This is a genomic window from Streptomyces sp. NBC_01384 (assembly GCF_045040035.1).
Classification (GTDB): domain Bacteria; phylum Actinomycetota; class Actinomycetes; order Streptomycetales; family Streptomycetaceae; genus Streptomyces.
Genome location: NZ_CP109559.1, coordinates 4453794 through 4469110 on the forward strand (window position 1 = coordinate 4453794; position 15317 = coordinate 4469110).

Consider the following 15317-nt stretch of genomic DNA (forward strand, 5'->3'; position numbering starts at 1 on the left):
CACGGTCGTTCGGGCTTCGGTTGTGTGGTCACGGACGATCGACTCACGCACGGGTTACCTCCGAGGTGGCTCCAAGGACGATCCGGGCGAGGTTGTCCAGGGACACCGATCCCGGTTTGAAGTAGTCGCTGTGGCCGCCGCCGCCCGCCGCGAAGACATGGGCGCCGAAGGCCGGGGACACCGGGTCGGTGCCGAAGCCGACGGTGGTGCCGAAGAGATCGGCGTGGGTGTGCGGGACGTTCGCGACCCAGTCGTCGGCACCCCGGGCCGCCCAGACGCGGGCGGATGTGTGCAGGGCCGCCGCAGAGTCCGCGCCCGCGCCGGGGCTGCCGAGGAGGGCCATGTCGTCCACGTCCAGTCCTTGGGCCGCGCGACCGCAGACGACCGTGCCGTACGAGTGGCACAGCAGGGAGACGTGCGCCTTCTCGCCGACGACGCCGCGCAGTTCGCGTATGAATCCCTTCAAGTGCGGGGCCGCGTCCTCGGCACGCCCGGTCGTCAGGACCGTGGTGCTGACCGTGCCCGGTGTCTCGTAGCCGAGCCAGGCGATGACCGCCGTATGCGGGTTGAGCGGGTTGAGCTGGGTGAACTGGTTGAGTCGGTTGTGCAGGGCGAGTGCTGCGGCGCGGAAGCGGCCGTACGTCTCCAGGGTCGTGTCGGAACCCGGGACCAGGACCGCGACGCGGTCGGCGTGGGCGAGGTCGCCGAGGACCTCGACGGCCTGGCCCTGGCCGCGGCCGTCGAAGGAGAGGAAGTGGCGGGAGGGGGCGGCCAGGGTGCGGTCCGCGGCGGCGCGGGTACGGTCGCCGTGGTCGGCGGCCATGCGGGACGCCTCCGCGGCGTTCGCGCGGTTCGCCTCGTAGGCCCTGTCCAGCGTCGAGGTCGTCAAAGGGGCGAGTACGGCCGGGGCCGGGGCGGGGATCCGAGGGCGGGCGGCGGCGGAGACCGGAACGACCACGGCGGCTGTCACCAGCACTGCGAGGGCGGTGCGGCGCAGGCGCCGGACGACGGCCCGGCCTCTACGGCTGGGCGACGACTGCTCTGCCGGCTCTGCCTGGCGTGCCTGCTGTGCCTGCTGTGCCTGCTCGGACTGCTCTGCCGGCTTTGCCTGTTCCGCCGGGTCAGGCGGCGCCGTGTGTGCGGCTCGCGTTGCTCTCCTCGCCGCGTTCGGCTTCGCCCGGAGCTCCATGGCGTCCTTCCCGTCCAGTCCGCCCGCTCATCGGGCGTCTCTGAAGGGGAAGTTACGGATCGTGACGTGTCGTTCGCGTCCCGCCAGGGAGCTCACCTGGGAGGTAGCTCTCAGGTATTACGGGTATGACCGGGTTACCAAGCCAGTTGGGCGATCTCCTCGGCCACCACCGCGCACGCGTCCGCCGCCGGGTCGATCAACGGGAAGTGGCCCACGTCCTCCAGGAGCGTCAGGCCCACCACCTCACCCGCCCTCGCCGCCGCGTCCGCGTACGACTCGGCGACCGCCTGCGGCACGACGATGTCGGCGCGGCCCTGTACGAGGGTCGTGGCGATGCCGGTGGGGAGCAGGAACACCGGGTCGGCATACGGCTGCCGCTGGGCGAACCTGGCCTCACCGCCGAGGAGTTGGCGGGACGCCCCGGAGCACACGTCCAGTTCCTCGGCGACCCGGAAGTCCGCGATCGGGGCGAGCGCGACGACGCCGCGCAGGGGGGCGGGACGATCGGTTCGCCAGGGGGCGTCGGCGGGCAGGACATGGCGGGCGGCGGCCCACAGGGCGAGGTGGCCGCCGGCGGAGTGACCGGTGATCACCGTACGGCTGAGGTCGGCCTGCGGCAGGTGCTCGCGGGCGAACTCCGGCAGCGCGTCCAGCGCGGCCGCGATGTCGTCGAAGGTGTCCGGCCAGCGGCCCGCGACCGGGCCCTCGCCGCCCTGCGCGGGAATCGCGCTGCCGCGACGGTACTCCACGTTGGCCACGGCGAAGCCGCGGCGGGCCAGGAAGTCCGCGAACGGGGTGATGTGCCTGCGGTCGTACGGGGCGCGCCAGGCGCCGCCGTGCAGGACGATCACCAGCGGGGCGGGCACCGCGGGGTCGGGTTCGCGCGGGGTGTAGAAATCGATCACCTGGTCGGGGTGGTCGCCGTATGCGGCGGTGGTGTCGGGGTCGACCGGCGGGTGGGAGAAGGCCGACGCCTCTTCGGCGGCGTCCCGTGCAGCGGAGTCCCTTGCTCCGGCGTCGTCCGGCATGCTCCAACCTCTCAGCGGTGAAACGGATTTGGCGGACCAGGAGAGAATTCGGCCGTTGGCGGGGACGGTATCAGGCCCGTGACGTGCGCCTACACCCGGATATCACGCTCGGTGAGGGGTAAACGGTTCTGGTGTTTCGTTAGGCTGGGCGGGTGGCGCGCACGGCCGTGAACGCCACCCTGAACAGCGTGAAGCCACCCTGAACAGCCTGAACATCACCGCGAAGGAGTCCCGCATGTCCGCCGAGCCCGGCACCGTGGGACCCGCCGAGCCCCGCACCGTGGGACCCGCCGAGCCCGGCACCGTACGTCCGGGTGGGCGTACCGCCCGTGTCCGTGCCGCCGTGTTGCGTGCCGCGGGGGACGTGCTTGCCGAACAGGGGTTCGCGCATCTCGATCTCGCCGATCTGGCGCGGCGTGCGGAGGTCGGCAAGACGACGGTGTACCGGCGGTGGGGGTCGGTGAGCGGGCTGGTCTCCGATCTGCTGAGTGACATGGCGGAGCAGTCGCTGCCACGGACGGAGACCGGGTCCGTGCTCGGTGATCTGCGGGCCAATGCCGCGCTGGTGCGGCGGACGTTGGCCGATCCTCGGCAGGGGGCGCTGTTTCGGGCGGTGATCGCTGCGGCGACGTGCGACTCGCGTACGGCGGAGGCGTTGCGGCGGTTCTATGACGTGCGGGTGGGTGAGTGGGTGCCGTGTGTCGAGGAGGGGGTTGCTCGGGGGGAGTTGCCTGCGGGGACCGATGCGGCGGGGGTGGTGCGGGCGGTGTCGGCGCCGCTGTACTACGCGTTGCTGACGGCCGGGGTGGTGCCGGACGAGGCTGCGGCTGAGCGGGCGGCGGAGGCGGCGTTCGCGGCTGCGGTGGCGGGGGTGTACGTCGTCAGGGGGTGAACCGGCGTGGGGGTCGGCGGGAGTGTGATCTCGCCCCGCCGCCCCTACCCGTCCCATCCTTCTGGGGCTCCGCCCCAGACCCCGCCGGGGCTGCGCCCCGGCGTTTGAGGAGCGGGGAAACGCCGATATCTACCCCACCGTCTCCCCCAGCACCCGCGCCGCCCGTTCCACGTCCCCGAAGCCCACGTACAGCGGGGTGAAGCCGAAGCGGAGGATGTCGGGGTGGCGGAAGTCGCCGACCACGCCGCGTTCGATCAGGCGCTTCATCACCTCGCCCGCGTCCGCGCACCGCAGGGCGACCTGGCTGCCCCGTTCCGCGTGGGCGGACGGGGTCACCGACTCGACCCGGCCCTCGGGGACGTACGCCGAGACGCACTCCAGGAAGAAGTCGGTCAGAGCCAGGGACTTGGTGCGGACGGACTCGATCGAGACGCCCTCCCACACCTCCAGCGCGGCCTCCAGGGCCAGCATCGAGAGGATGTCGGGCGTGCCGACACGGCCCCGCAGGGCGCCCGGGGCCGGTTCGTAGGCCGGGCTCATGCCGAAGGGGTCGGCGTGGGAGTTCCAGCCGGGGAGCGGGGAGTCGAAGCGGGGCTGGAGGTCGGCGCGGACGTAGAGGTACGCCGGGGAGCCCGGGCCTCCGTTCAGGTACTTGTACGTGCAGCCGACCGCCAGGTCCACCCCGTGGGCGTCCAGGTCCACCGGAAGCGCGCCCGCGCTGTGGCACAGGTCCCAGACCGCCAGGGCGCCCGCGTCGTGGATCGCGGACGTGAGGGCCGGGAGGTCGTACAGGCGGCCGGTGCGGTAGTCGACGTGGTTCAGGAGGACCGCCGCCGTGCGGGGGCCCAGCGCGCCGGGCACCTCCGCCGGGTCCAACGGGCGTAGTTCGCAGCCTGTCAGGCGGGCCGCCGACGCCGCGATGTAGCCGTCCGTCGGGAACGTCGTCGCGTCGACGATGATCTCGTTACGCCCGTCGGAGGACAGAGCGGCCAGGCGGACCGCTCCCACCAGGGCCTTGAAGACGTTCACGCTCGTGGAGTCGCCGACCACGATCTGCCCCGGCGCCGCCCCTACCAGCGGCGCGATCCGGTCGCCGATCCGTTCCGGCGCCGTCCACCAGCCGCTCTCCTCCCAGGAGCGGATACGGAGTTCGCCCCACTGCCGGCGTACGACGTCGTCGACCCGGCCGGGGACGGACGCCGGGAGCGCGCCGAGCGAGTTCCCGTCCAGGTACACCACGTCGTCCAGTACGAACTGTGCGCGCAGTGTGGCGAGGTCGTCGGAAGCATCCAGCTCCGCGGCCCTACCGCGCAGCTCAGACAGCTCAGGCAGCTCAGACACTTCGGATACCTCGGACACCTCGGACACCTCGGACACCTCGGACACCTCGGACACCTCGGACACCTCAGACATGAGACCTCGCCGTCCACAGCTCGGGAAACACGTTCTTCTGCGCCCGCTTCTCCAGCCAGGCCACCCCGGCGGAGCCGCCCGTGCCCGCCTTCGCGCCCATCGCGCGGCGCGTCGCGACGAGATGGTCGTTGCGCCATCGCCACACCAGCTCGGCGACGTCCGTCAACGCCTCACCGAGGCGGGCGAGTTCGTCGTGCTCGTCGCCCGCGTACAGGGACGTCCACGCCGCCTCCACCTCCGGCGACTGCTCGTAGCGCAGGGATACGTCCCGCCGCAGGACGTCGGCCGGAATCGCGTGGCCGCGCCGCGCGAGCAGCCTCAGCACCTCGTCGTACAGGCTCGGCTCGTGCAGGGCCTTCTCCAGCTCCGCGTGGACGCGCGGCGCGCCCCGGTGCGGGACCAGCATGGAGGCGGACTTCTCGCCGAGCAGGAACTCCATCCGGCGGTACATCGCGGACTGGAATCCGGAGCCCTCGCCGAGGGCCGAGCGGTAGGAGTTGAACTGGGCGGGGGTGAGCTGGGCGAGCGGCCGCCAGGACGCGTTCAGCGCCTCCAGCTCCCGTACGGACCGCTTCAGCGCAGCCACCGCGACCGGCACCCGGTCCTCGCGGAGCGCGTTCGCCGCGGTCTCCCACTCATGGACGATGACCGTGAACCACAGCTCCATGACCTGGGTGGTCACCAGGAAGACCATCTCTCCGGGGTCGTCGGAGCGGGTGTGCTGGAGGTGGGTCAGGACGTCCGCCTGTACGTAGTCCTCGTACGGGGTCGTGCCGTGGAAGTCGAGATGCGGGGTCTCGGGCTCCTGAGCCGCTGCGGGCTGAGCCTGATGGGACGACATCGCTGTCTCCTGATGCGTACTCCGGGTAGCGGTCCGCCCCTGCCGTTATCGACAGGGGGCCCCGGTCCCCACCGGGCATCCTCCACAATCGTCCCCCGAAACCGCAAGGTCCGCAGCGGTCCGCCCGGTCACATCGACCAGGTGGACCACATGGCCCGCGAGAACCCGGCCTCAGCCCAGCGCCGGCAGGCGCTGACGTTCGCCTTGCCGCCTCCTGGCACACTGACCGGACCCGGTGAAGGAGTCCTGTATGTCGATGGTCGGCAACCTGCGCAAAGTCGCCCGCATCGGACGACGGGGGCGACGCGTGGACCTCAGCCACCCGGCCCGCTCTCCGCTCGGTTCCACCGTGGTCAACTGCGTCATCTACCGCGACGGCGTCCGTCAGGAGGCCGCGCCCACGGTGGAGGAATCCGTTGCCCGGGTGCGCAAACACGGCCACAACCACGGCCACGGTCGCGGTCACGGCTTCGTCTGGCTCGGCCTGCACGAGCCCACCGAGACGGAGTTCGCGCGGATCGCCGAGTTGTTCGGCCTGCACCCACTCGCCGTCGAGGACGCCGTCACGGCTCATCAGCGGCCCAAGGTCGAGCAGTACGGCGACGTCCTGTTCGCCGTCTTCAAGTCGGTGGCCTACGTCGAGCACGAGGAACTGACCGCCACCAGCGAGGTCGTCAACACCGGCGAGATCATGGTCTTCGCCGGCCCCGACTTCGTCGTCACCGTCCGGCACGGCCGACACGGGTCCCTCGGCCCCCTGCGCGAAGACCTCGAAGCCGAACCCGGGCAGCTCGCCAAGGGCCCTGCCGCCGTGCTGCACGCCATCGCCGATCATGTCGTCGACGACTACCTGACCGTCACCGACGCCGTTCAGAACGACCTCGACCAAGTCGAGACGGACGTCTTCTCCCCTCAGGGCTCCAAGGTGGCCGACGCCGGCCGCATCTACCAGCTCAAGCGCGAACTCCTGGAACTCAAGCGGGCCGTGGTCCCCCTCGGTCGCCCTCTCCAGTTGCTGGCCACCGAGCCCATCGGCACCGTTCCACCCGAGATACGGACGTACTTCCGTGACGTCGCCGACCACCTGGCCCGCGCCACGGAGCAGATCACCGCCTTCGACGCCCTGCTCGACTCCATCCTCCAGGCCCATCTCGCCCAGGTGACCGTCGCCCAGAACGAGGACGCGCGGAAGATCACGGCCTGGGCCGCGATCATCGCCGTACCGACGATGGTGTGCGGCGTGTACGGCATGAACTTCGACAACATGCCCGAACTCCACTGGCGCTTCGGCTACCCGCTCGCCCTCACCGTCATCGCGGTCGCCTGTTTCCTCATCCACCGGGGCTTCAAGCGCAACGGCTGGCTGTGACACCGGTCGGCATCCGCGTCGCGCAGGTCATGCACTGTGGTGGGCCAGGACCCCGTGCGGGTCGGTGCCGTGCGGCAGGTGGTCCGTGTGGACGGTGGCGGCGGTCAGCCGCGGTACGGCGTGGATGAGCGCGTGCTCGGCGGCGACCGCCACCTCGTGGGCCTGGATCACGGTCAGATGGGGGTCGACGGAGTCCATCAGTCGGCGGTAGACCTCGCGGGCGGCGTCCTTGAGCACCAGGAGGATCGCGACGGTGATCAGCAGGCCGACGACCGGGTCCGCCCACCGCCAGCCGATCGCGACACCGCCTGCGCCGAGGAGGACGGCCAGGGAGGTGAAGCCATCGGTGCGGGCGTGCAGGCCGTCGGCGACCAGGGCGGCGGAGCCGATCCTGCGGCCGGTGCGGATGCGGTAGCGGGCCACCCACTCTCGGCAGAGGCGAGCAGCCCCCGGCTGTGGCGCGGGAACATGCCCGGGTACGGGGCGGGGTCAGCCGAGGCCGAACCAGCCGAGGAGGGTCTGGACGAGCAGGATGGTGGACATCCCGGCCACGCCGACGACCACGGTGGTGGCGGCGATGCGGTAGCGCGGACTGTTGGCCGCCGGGCCGAGCAGGGAGCGGCGGTTGGTGAGGACCAGCAGGTAGACCAGCACGATGGGGCTGATCAGGCCCTGGAGGACCTGGGTGCCGATGAGGAGTTGGATGACGTTGACCGGGGTGAGGGCGACGATCGCGCCGAGGGCGATCTGGGCGGTGAACAGGCCGAGGAACAGCGGGGCGTCGCGGAAACTCCGGGAGACCGAACGTTCCACGCCCGCGGCCTCGCCTATGGCGTAGCTGGCGGACAGCGGCACCACTGCGCCGGCGAGGGCGGAGGCGCCGATCAGGCCGAGGGCGAAGAGGAGTTCAGCGCTCTGTCCGGCGACCGGTTCGAGGGCCTTGGCGGCTTCGGCGGCGGAGGTGAGCGGGCCGGTGCCGCCGATGGCGGAGGCGGTGGCGATGATGATGGTCAGGCTGATGACGCAGGCGAAGACGGCGCCCAGGATCGCGTCGGCCCGGATCAGGCGGTAGTCCTCGGGCTTGGCACCGCGGTCGACGACGCCCGCAGCGGCGTAGAACTGCATATAGGGGCTGACGGTGGTGCCGATCAGCGCGACCGCGAGGAGGATGAAGTCCTTGCTCGGTTCCATGTGCGGGACGACGAGGTGCCGGCCGACAGCGCCCCAGTGGGGGTGGCCGAGGATCATGGCGATGGGGTAGGCGAAGAACGCCAGCGACATGATCAGGAAGATGCGCTCCGCCCAGCGGTAGGAGCCGAACAGCACCAGCGACCAGAGCATCAGGGCGGCCGGCGGGATGACCGCCCATTTCGGCACGCCGAGGAGTTCGAAGGCGGCGCCGATTCCCGCGAACTCGCTCACGACCAGGCCGGTGTTGGCCAGCAGCAGGCAGAACACCGCGAGCGCGGTCAGGCGGAGGCTGAACTGTTCGCGGATCAGGGCACCCAGGCCCTTGCCGGTGTGCGCGCCGAGCCGGACCGCCATCTCCTGGACCATCACGAGGGCGATGGTGACCAGCACCATGAAGAACAACGTTCCGTAGGCGAACTGGGATCCGGCGGAGGCGTAGGTGGCGATGCCCGCGGCGTCGTTGCCGGCGTTCGCGGCGACCAGGCCCGGTCCGGCGATCGTCGCAACGACGGCCAGGCGTCGCAGGCCCTTTCGGCGGGCGGCGGGCGCGGGCACCGCCCCGGTGGCCGCGTCCATGGTGGTGTCGAGGTCGCGGGTCACTGCAGGAACCTCCGGAAGTGCAGGCGGCCGCGCTCGGGCAGTACGGCGTCGAGGATGTCGTCGGCCAGGATCCGGCCCAGCGGGCGCTCCTCGTCGTCGACGACGAGGAGGGAGGAGGCGCGGGCGGCGACCAGTTGGTCGGCGGCCTCGGACAGACGGGTGTCGGGGTGCACGACGGCGGGCGGGCCGAACTGGGCCAGCCACGCCACCAGGTCGGCCACCGAGGCGGTGTCCTCGGCCACGGCCACGTCGAACAGGGAAATGTCGCAGACGAGTCGGCCGTCTTCGTCGAGCACGGCGACCGCGTCGATCTCGGTGCGGTGTTCGGCCTGGGCGGCCAGTTCGGCCCGTACCTGGGCGATGGTCCGGTCCTTCGTCGCGGTGACCAGCAGGGTGGTCATCGCGCCGCCGGCGGTGCCCTCGCGGTGGGTCAGCAGCCGGCGCAGCTCGGCGGCTTCGGTGGTGGGCATACGGGTGAGCAGGGTTTCGCGTTCGTCGGGGCTGAGGTCGCGCAGGGCGTCGGCGGCCTCGTCCGGTTCCATCTCGTCCACGAGCCGGGCGGCGTGCTCGGGTCGGGCCTCGCGGAGCAGGTTCTCCAGCTCGGCCGGTTCCATTTCCTCCAGCGCGTCGGCGGCCTGCTCCGGCTCCAGCCAGCCCAGAAGCTGCTGGCGCTCGCTGCGGCCGAGGTCTTCGAGGATGTCGGCGAGGTCGGCGGGGCGCAGGCGGTGCAGCGCCGAGCGGGAGGCGCGCAGCCGTACCTCGGCGGGGCCGTCGGTGGCCCGTTCGGCGAACGGGGCGATGGCCTGCCAGTCCAGCACCCGCTCCGGGGTCGGCCGGGCCTGCCAGCGGCGCGGGCCCAGCCGCCGCAGCAGGGTGGGCAGGGCGACGTCCACACCGACCAGCACCACCTTGTCGACCAGCGGTGCCAGGTACAGGTCGGCGGCGCGGGTGACCTGCACGCCGTCGACGTCGACGAGCTGGTGGTCCAGCACGTCCCGGGCGAGCAGCACCTCGCCGGGGCGGCGGACGAAGTCCCGCAGGTCCACCCGGGCGGTCGTGAGGCGGACGCGTCCGGCCTGGACCTTGCCGATCGCGTCGGCGGCCAGGAACGCGCGCCGCCGTCCGATGCGGATGATCAGGCCGGTGACCGGCGGGTAGGGCTCAGGGCCGTACAGGCGGGCGACCACATCCACGACGCGGCCGACCTCCTCCCCGGACTGGTTGGTGACCGGCGCGCCGATCAGCCCGGCCAGCGAGACCAGCGAGGTGCGGACCGCCTTGGAGGCGGTCGCGCGCCGTTCCAGCTGGACCCTGCGGTCGCGCAGGCGGGCCGTGGTGGACATGAGCCGAGTGTTGGTGGCCAAGGTGAACACCCCCTTGCCCCGGCATGGCGGGGCGGCAAGGCGGCACGGGACGGTACCCCTGGTGACCGGCGGCGATGCGCCGCGCGTACACACGCCAGACGTCCCGCCGGAACAGGTCGGGCGGGTGGGTGGGTCAGGTGAGGAGGGGCTGTCCCGGGTCGCGGAAGGACGGCGAGGACAACGTGGGGAAGGGCCGACTATGGCCCGGACTACTGTCCATCACGCCTCCTCCCGGTCCTCGCCACGGGACGGACGTCGTGGCGGCGCGGCAAGGGGAAACCGGGACGGATGGCCCGGCACACCCCAACTCGTCAGAGCTTTGGCACTCCACGGCGTGTCCCCGCGCGAGGAGCGCGGGGAAGCCACTTGGGGTCACCCCTTGGGCCGGGGAGACCTGTCCTGATCCGGAGCGTCTCTCGACGGGTGGGATCAGTGGCCTGTGTCCGTGAAGACGCCTCACCGAACGAGGTGTCTGTTCAAACCGCCGCAAGAGTACGCCTCGGCCGACCCTGCCGCCCAATCCATGACCAGCCCTTGACCACGGGCATCGTCCCGGGCTCTGGATCACGCCCCTTGAGTGGCCCCGGTCTCGGTGCCCTCCTCGGCGACGAAGGTGTCGATCAGACCCCGCCGCAGGTGCTGCCGGGGCGCCCGATGAGACGTCCCGAACGCCTGGCCGCAAGTGGCAGACTGCATCCATGACGACTCACAAGAACCTGCTCGGCGGCCCGGAGCCGACGTACCTGCCGGAGAACGAAGAGGCGTACCGCCTGCTGGGCGAGGAGTCCCAGCCTCCGGTCGAGGTCGCGGCGAAGCACCCCACGTTCTCGCTCGCCTGGGCGATGCTCGCCGACGACGCCTTCGAGGCGGGGCGAGTGGTCGAGTCGTACGCCTACGCGCGCACCGGCTATCACCGCGGCCTGGACGCCCTGCGCAGGGCCGGATGGAAGGGACACGGCCCCATCCCCTGGAGCCACCGCGCCAATCGCGGGTTCCTGCGCTGCCTGGGCGCCCTCGCCCGCGCCGCCGGGGAGATCAACGAGAAGGACGAGGCGGAGCGTTGCCGGCAGTTCCTGCAGGACAGCAGCGCCGAGGCATACGCCGAGCTGAAGCGGTAGTCACGGCCGTCAACGGCGTCAGGACGTCCGTGCCGCTGCCCCTCAGAAAACGGCAGCGGCACGGAGTACACGATCACATGTAGCACTCGGGTGTTGCACTCGGGTGTTGCACTCGGGTCAGGCGTCCGGAAGCGCGCCCGAGATCTTCGGGCCGGGTTCCAGCGGTGGCGCTGTCACGTTGCCGTACCTGAGGCACTCGGGGTGCCGGCAGTCGGGCGCGGGGCGGCGTACGGTCGCGAAGGCCAGCACCGCGCCGACGACGAGCACGCCCGCGCACAGCGGCATCGCGCGCCGGAAGGCGGCGTCGAAGGCGTCCGCCGAGCGGTACGCCTCCGGGCCCATCCCGGTCAGCAGCGGCAGCGCGGCCACCGCGATCAGCCCGGCCGCCCGGGCCGCCGCGTTGTTGATCCCGCTGGCCAGCCCCGCCCGCCCGGCGTCCACGGAGGCCAGGACGGTCGCGGTCAGGGGCGCGACCAGGGTCACCATGCCCGCGCCCATCACCAGCAGCGCGGGGAGCACATCGGTGGGGTACGAGGCGTTCGGGCCCACCCGCAGCATGAGCAGCATGCCCGTCGCGCACAGCAGCGGGCCGACGGTGAGCGGGATGCGCGGGCCGATGCGCTGGGCGAGCTCGCCGGAGCGGGCGGAGAAGAGCAGCATCAGGACGGTCGTGGGCAGCAGCGCCGTACCGGCACGCAGGGCCGAGTAACCCGCCACTACCTGGAGCTGGAGCGCGGTCAGGAAGAAGAAGCCGCCGAACGCCGCGTACACGCACAGCGTGACGAGATTGACCGCCGTGAACTGGCGCGACGCGAAGATGTCCAGCGGCATCATCGGATCGGGGCGGCTCCGCTCGACGTACACGAAGGCCACCCCGGCCGCCACGCCCGCGACCGCCGACACCCAGACGAGTACCGAACCGCTCGTGGCCTCGATCAGGGCGTACGTCACCAGCGCGAGCGCCAGGGCGCCCAGGGCCGCGCCGAGCACGTCGAAGCCCCGGCTGTGCGTACGGCCGTCCGCCGACTCGGGGACGTGACGCAGGGCGATGGGGGCGCAGATCAGCGCCACCGGGAGGTTGATCAGGAAGACCCAGCGCCAGCCGGGGCCGTCCACCAGCCAGCCGCCCAGGAACGGGCCGATCGCCGCGCCGACGCCGCCGAAGCCCGACCACAGGCCGACGGCCCTGGCCCGGTCGTCCGGGTGGAAGGAGGCCTGGATGAGCGCGAGCGAGCCGGGGGTGAGCAGGGCGCCGCCGACTCCCTGCAGGGCGCGGGCCGCGATCAGCACGCCCCCGCTCGGCGCGAGCCCGCACAGCAGCGAGGCGGAGGCGAACCACACCACGCCGAGGACGAAGATCTTGCGCCGTCCGTAGCGGTCGCCGAGCGAACCGCCGAGCAGGATCAGGCCCGCGAGGGTCAGCATGTACGCGTTCACGGTCCACTGGAGTGCCGCGAGACCCGTGTTCAGGTCACGGCCGATCGTGGGCAGCGCGACGTTGACGACCGTCGAGTCCAGCATGGCCATGCTGGAGCCGAGGACGGTGGTCAGCAGGATCCATTTGCCGGTGGGGGTGGAGATCCGTACGGCCGGTTTCTCCTGCGGAGGGGCAGCCATACGTGGAGCATACGGAAGGGCCCGGCACCGCGGGGGCGCCGAGCCCTTACTCGTACGAACCTCGGTGACTACTTGAGCTTGGTGCCCGCCGAGCGCAGCGCCACGCACGCCTCGGAGACGCGCGCCGCCATGCCCGCCTCGGCGAGCTTGCCCCAGGTGCGCGGGTCGTACTTCGACTTCGTGCCGACCTCGCCGTCGACCTTCAGGACACCGTCGTAGTTGCGGAACATGTGGTCCACGACGGGGCGCGTGAAGGCGTACTGGGTGTCGGTGTCGAGGTTCATCTTCACGACGCCGTTCTCCAGCGCGGTGGCGATCTCCTCGACCGTGGAGCCGGAGCCGCCGTGGAAGACGAAGTCGAACGGGGACTGCTTGCCGTACTTGGCGGCGACGCCCTCGTTCAGCTCCTTCAGGAGCTCGGGGCGCAGCACGACGTTGCCGGGCTTGTAGACGCCGTGCACGTTGCCGAAGGACGCGGCCAGCAGGTAGCGGCCCTTCTCGCCCAGGCCGAGGGCCTCGACGGTGCGGAACGCGTCCTCGACCGTGGTGTAGAGGGAGTCGTTGATCTCGTGGCTGACGCCGTCCTCCTCGCCACCGGTCGGGGTGATCTCGACCTCAAGGATGATCTTCGCGGCGGCGGCCTTCGCGAGCAGCTCCTGGGCGATGGCCAGGTTGTCGGCGAGGGTCTCGGCGGAGCCGTCCCACATGTGCGACTGGAAGAGCGGGTTCTCGCCCTTGGCGACGCGCTCGGCGGAGATGTCGAGCAGCGGACGGACGTACGTGTCCAGCTTGTCCTTGGGGCAGTGGTCCGTGTGCAGCGCGACGGTGATGTCGTACTTGGCGGCGACGACGTGCGCGAACTCGGCGAGCGCGACGGCGCCGGTCACCATGTCCTTCTTGTACTGGCCGCCGAGGAACTCCGCGCCACCGGTGGACATCTGGATGATGCCGTCGCTCTCCGCCTCCGCGAAGCCGCGCAGTGCAGCGTGCAGGGTCTGGGAGGAGGTCACGTTGATGGCCGGGTAGGCGAACTTGCCTGCCTTCGCCCGGTCGAGCATCTCGTTGTAGACCTCGGGAGTTGCGATGGGCATCTGTCCGCTCCTTGTATGTGCGGGTCTGCGTACCGCTGCTGCGATACGACGGGACTGGTACTTTCGGCCCTGACCTAGGGGGGCGACGTCATCGTCGTCCCCATCTTTCCAGACTTGACCGGATGCTCCAGACACCCTGTCCGCCATACGGGACCCCGAGTGCGGCGGGGTCCCGTGCCGGGTGAGCTAGTCCAGGCCCAACTCGTCCTTGGAGTAGGCGAAGAGGTAGGGCACCCCGGCGCCCGCCTCGATCTTCTCGGCCGCGCCGGTCGCCCGGTCGACGATGGTCGCCACGCCGACGACCTCGGCACCGGCCTCGCGCACCGCCTCCACGGCGGCGAGCGGGGAGCCGCCGGTGGTCGAGGTGTCCTCGACCACGAGCACGCGCCGGCCCTTGATCTCCGGGCCCTCGACGCGGCGCTGCAGGCCGTGCGCCTTGGCGGCCTTCCGCACGACGAAGGCGTCGAGTCGCTTTCCGCGCGCGGCGGCCGCGTGCAGCATGGCCGCGGCCACCGGGTCGGCGCCCATGGTCAGCCCGCCCACCGCGTCGAAGTCCAGCTCGGCCGTGAGGTCGAGCAGCACCTGCCCGACGAGCGGCGCGGCCTCACCGTCCAGCGTGATCCGGCGCAGGTCCACGTAATAGTCGGCTTCCAGACCCGAGGAGAGGGTCACCTTGCCGTGCACCACGGCCTTGTCCTTGATCTGCTGCAGCAGCGCGCCACGTACGTCACTCATGTCCGCCAGCTTAGAGGCGCCGCCAGCTCCAGGTCGTGGCCGCCTCCAGGGGCTCGATGGGGGTGACCAGGCGGGGGTGGGTGTTCAGCCCGTTGGGCGGGCCGGTCTGCGGCTCTACGCACACGGCTGCCTCCTGCTCGTCGTACACCACCACCCACTCCTCCCGGCTGGCGACCTTCAGCTCCAGCTGACCCGGCCAGGTGAGCGTGACGTCGACTCCGTCGGGCATGCCGAAGCAGTCGTCCCAGGGGCTGGGCTTCGGATCGATCCGTCGGCCGGTGGGGAGGTGGTCCTCGCCGCGCTCCTCCTGCCAGGTCGGGGTGAAGTCGACCTGGGCGTCCTCCTGGCCCAGGGTCCTGTTGAACCACGGGTGCCAGCCGATCTGGGCGGGGAAGGAGGAGCCGTACGTCTCCACGGACATGGTGAGCGTGAAGGCGTCCTCGGCCAGGGTGAAGGCCTGGGTGACGCGGCCGGGGTGGGGCCAGGGGTCCACGAGGTCGTACGTGATCACGGCCTCGTCCTTGCCGGATCGGGCGGTGCGCCAGGCGCCGTCCCTTGCCGTGCCGTGGATGGCGTGCGGTGGGGAGTTGAGCGGCATCTGCCGGACGGTGGGGCCGTCCAGGAAGCGGCCGTCGCGGATGCGTCCGCACCACGGGACCATGGGGAAGCAGCCGAACTTCGCGCCCTGCCGCAGCAGTTCGACGCCGCCGACTCGTAGACTGCCGACCCGTCCGCCGTTGCTCGGCGTGACGGTCACCTCCGCGTCGCCCGCGGTCAGCGTGATGTCTTCGTTACTCACGGAGTCGACCCTACTGGGCCGCATTCCTTGTCCGCCCCCGCCGTCCCCGCCGCCCCTGGCGTCCCTGGCG

At 71.4% G+C, this 15317-nt stretch carries 14 protein-coding genes, 1 pseudogene and 1 riboswitch; of the genes and pseudogenes, 3 read left to right on the forward strand and 12 right to left on the reverse strand.

Annotated features, from left to right (window positions below):
• Positions 1 to 43 precede the first annotated feature (43 nt).
• Together OG747_RS20320 and OG747_RS20325 are read right to left on the reverse strand one after the other, a co-directional pair.
• The gene (locus tag OG747_RS20320; protein ID WP_405880749.1) at positions 44 to 1189 is read right to left on the reverse strand and encodes an alpha/beta hydrolase; all 1146 of its coding nucleotides are present in this window, start codon (positions 1187 to 1189) and stop codon (positions 44 to 46) included.
• A 134-nt stretch (positions 1190 to 1323) separates the two neighbouring features.
• Positions 1324 to 2217 (reverse strand): alpha/beta hydrolase family protein, encoded by an 894-nt coding sequence (locus OG747_RS20325; protein ID WP_405880750.1) that lies wholly within the window; start codon positions 2215 to 2217, stop codon positions 1324 to 1326.
• Positions 2218 to 2452: 235 nt separating this feature from the next.
• On the opposite strand from OG747_RS20325, the gene OG747_RS20330 reads away from it, so the two are divergent.
• Positions 2453 to 3109 (forward strand): TetR/AcrR family transcriptional regulator, encoded by a 657-nt coding sequence (locus OG747_RS20330; protein WP_405880751.1) that lies wholly within the window; start codon positions 2453 to 2455, stop codon positions 3107 to 3109.
• A gap of 129 nt (positions 3110 to 3238) precedes the next feature.
• Here OG747_RS20330 and kynU read toward each other — a convergent pair whose 3' ends face one another.
• Entirely contained in the window at positions 3239 to 4432 is a 1194-nt protein-coding gene (kynU, locus tag OG747_RS20335) for a kynureninase (RefSeq protein WP_405885612.1), read from the reverse strand.
• A gap of 82 nt (positions 4433 to 4514) precedes the next feature.
• The gene (locus OG747_RS20340) at positions 4515 to 5363 is read right to left on the reverse strand and encodes a tryptophan 2,3-dioxygenase family protein (protein WP_405880752.1); all 849 of its coding nucleotides are present in this window, start codon (positions 5361 to 5363) and stop codon (positions 4515 to 4517) included.
• A gap of 250 nt (positions 5364 to 5613) precedes the next feature.
• On the opposite strand from OG747_RS20340, the gene OG747_RS20345 reads away from it, so the two are divergent.
• A complete protein-coding gene (locus OG747_RS20345) occupies positions 5614 to 6732 on the forward strand; it encodes a magnesium and cobalt transport protein CorA (RefSeq protein WP_405880753.1) in 1119 nt (372 codons plus the stop codon).
• 27 nt (positions 6733 to 6759) lie between these two features.
• Here OG747_RS20345 and OG747_RS20350 read toward each other — a convergent pair.
• The 4 genes and pseudogenes from OG747_RS20350 to OG747_RS20365 form a co-directional block, all read right to left on the reverse strand.
• A pseudogene (locus tag OG747_RS20350) lies at positions 6760 to 7170 on the reverse strand (cation diffusion facilitator family transporter); the annotation flags it as partial.
• A 51-nt stretch (positions 7171 to 7221) separates the two neighbouring features.
• Entirely contained in the window at positions 7222 to 8523 is a 1302-nt protein-coding gene (locus OG747_RS20355; RefSeq protein WP_405880754.1) for an NRAMP family divalent metal transporter, read from the reverse strand.
• Positions 8520 to 9866: a magnesium transporter MgtE N-terminal domain-containing protein gene (locus tag OG747_RS20360; protein ID WP_405880755.1), complete on the reverse strand. Its 1347-nt coding sequence runs from the start codon at positions 9864 to 9866 to the stop codon at positions 8520 to 8522. Before OG747_RS20360 ends, OG747_RS20355 begins: the two co-directional genes overlap by 4 nt.
• 316 nt (positions 9867 to 10182) lie before the next feature.
• Positions 10183 to 10362: riboswitch (M-box (ykoK) riboswitch) on the reverse strand.
• 89 nt (positions 10363 to 10451) lie between these two features.
• Positions 10452 to 10583, reverse strand: coding sequence for a hypothetical protein (locus tag OG747_RS20365; RefSeq protein ID WP_405880756.1), 132 nt, complete (start codon positions 10581 to 10583; stop codon positions 10452 to 10454).
• 2 nt (positions 10584 to 10585) lie between these two features.
• Here OG747_RS20365 and OG747_RS20370 point away from each other — a divergent pair, with 2 nt between their 5' ends.
• Positions 10586 to 11005: a DUF3151 domain-containing protein gene (locus OG747_RS20370; protein WP_405880757.1), complete on the forward strand. Its 420-nt coding sequence runs from the start codon at positions 10586 to 10588 to the stop codon at positions 11003 to 11005.
• 117 nt (positions 11006 to 11122) lie between these two features.
• On the opposite strand, the gene OG747_RS20375 is transcribed toward OG747_RS20370, so the two are convergent.
• The 4 genes from OG747_RS20375 to OG747_RS20390 form a co-directional block, all read right to left on the reverse strand.
• Entirely contained in the window at positions 11123 to 12622 is a 1500-nt protein-coding gene (locus tag OG747_RS20375) for an MFS transporter (RefSeq protein WP_405880758.1), read from the reverse strand.
• 68 nt (positions 12623 to 12690) lie between these two features.
• On the reverse strand, positions 12691 to 13713 hold the full coding sequence (gene fbaA / locus OG747_RS20380; protein ID WP_405880759.1) for a class II fructose-bisphosphate aldolase: 1023 nt from the start codon (positions 13711 to 13713) through the stop codon (positions 12691 to 12693).
• Positions 13714 to 13899: 186 nt separating this feature from the next.
• Entirely contained in the window at positions 13900 to 14448 is a 549-nt protein-coding gene (gene pyrE / locus OG747_RS20385) for an orotate phosphoribosyltransferase (RefSeq protein WP_329365972.1), read from the reverse strand.
• A 10-nt stretch (positions 14449 to 14458) separates the two neighbouring features.
• Positions 14459 to 15247, reverse strand: a complete 789-nt coding sequence (locus tag OG747_RS20390; protein ID WP_405880760.1) for an aldose 1-epimerase — start codon at positions 15245 to 15247, stop codon at positions 14459 to 14461.
• Between the last annotated feature and the right edge of the window lie 70 nt (positions 15248 to 15317).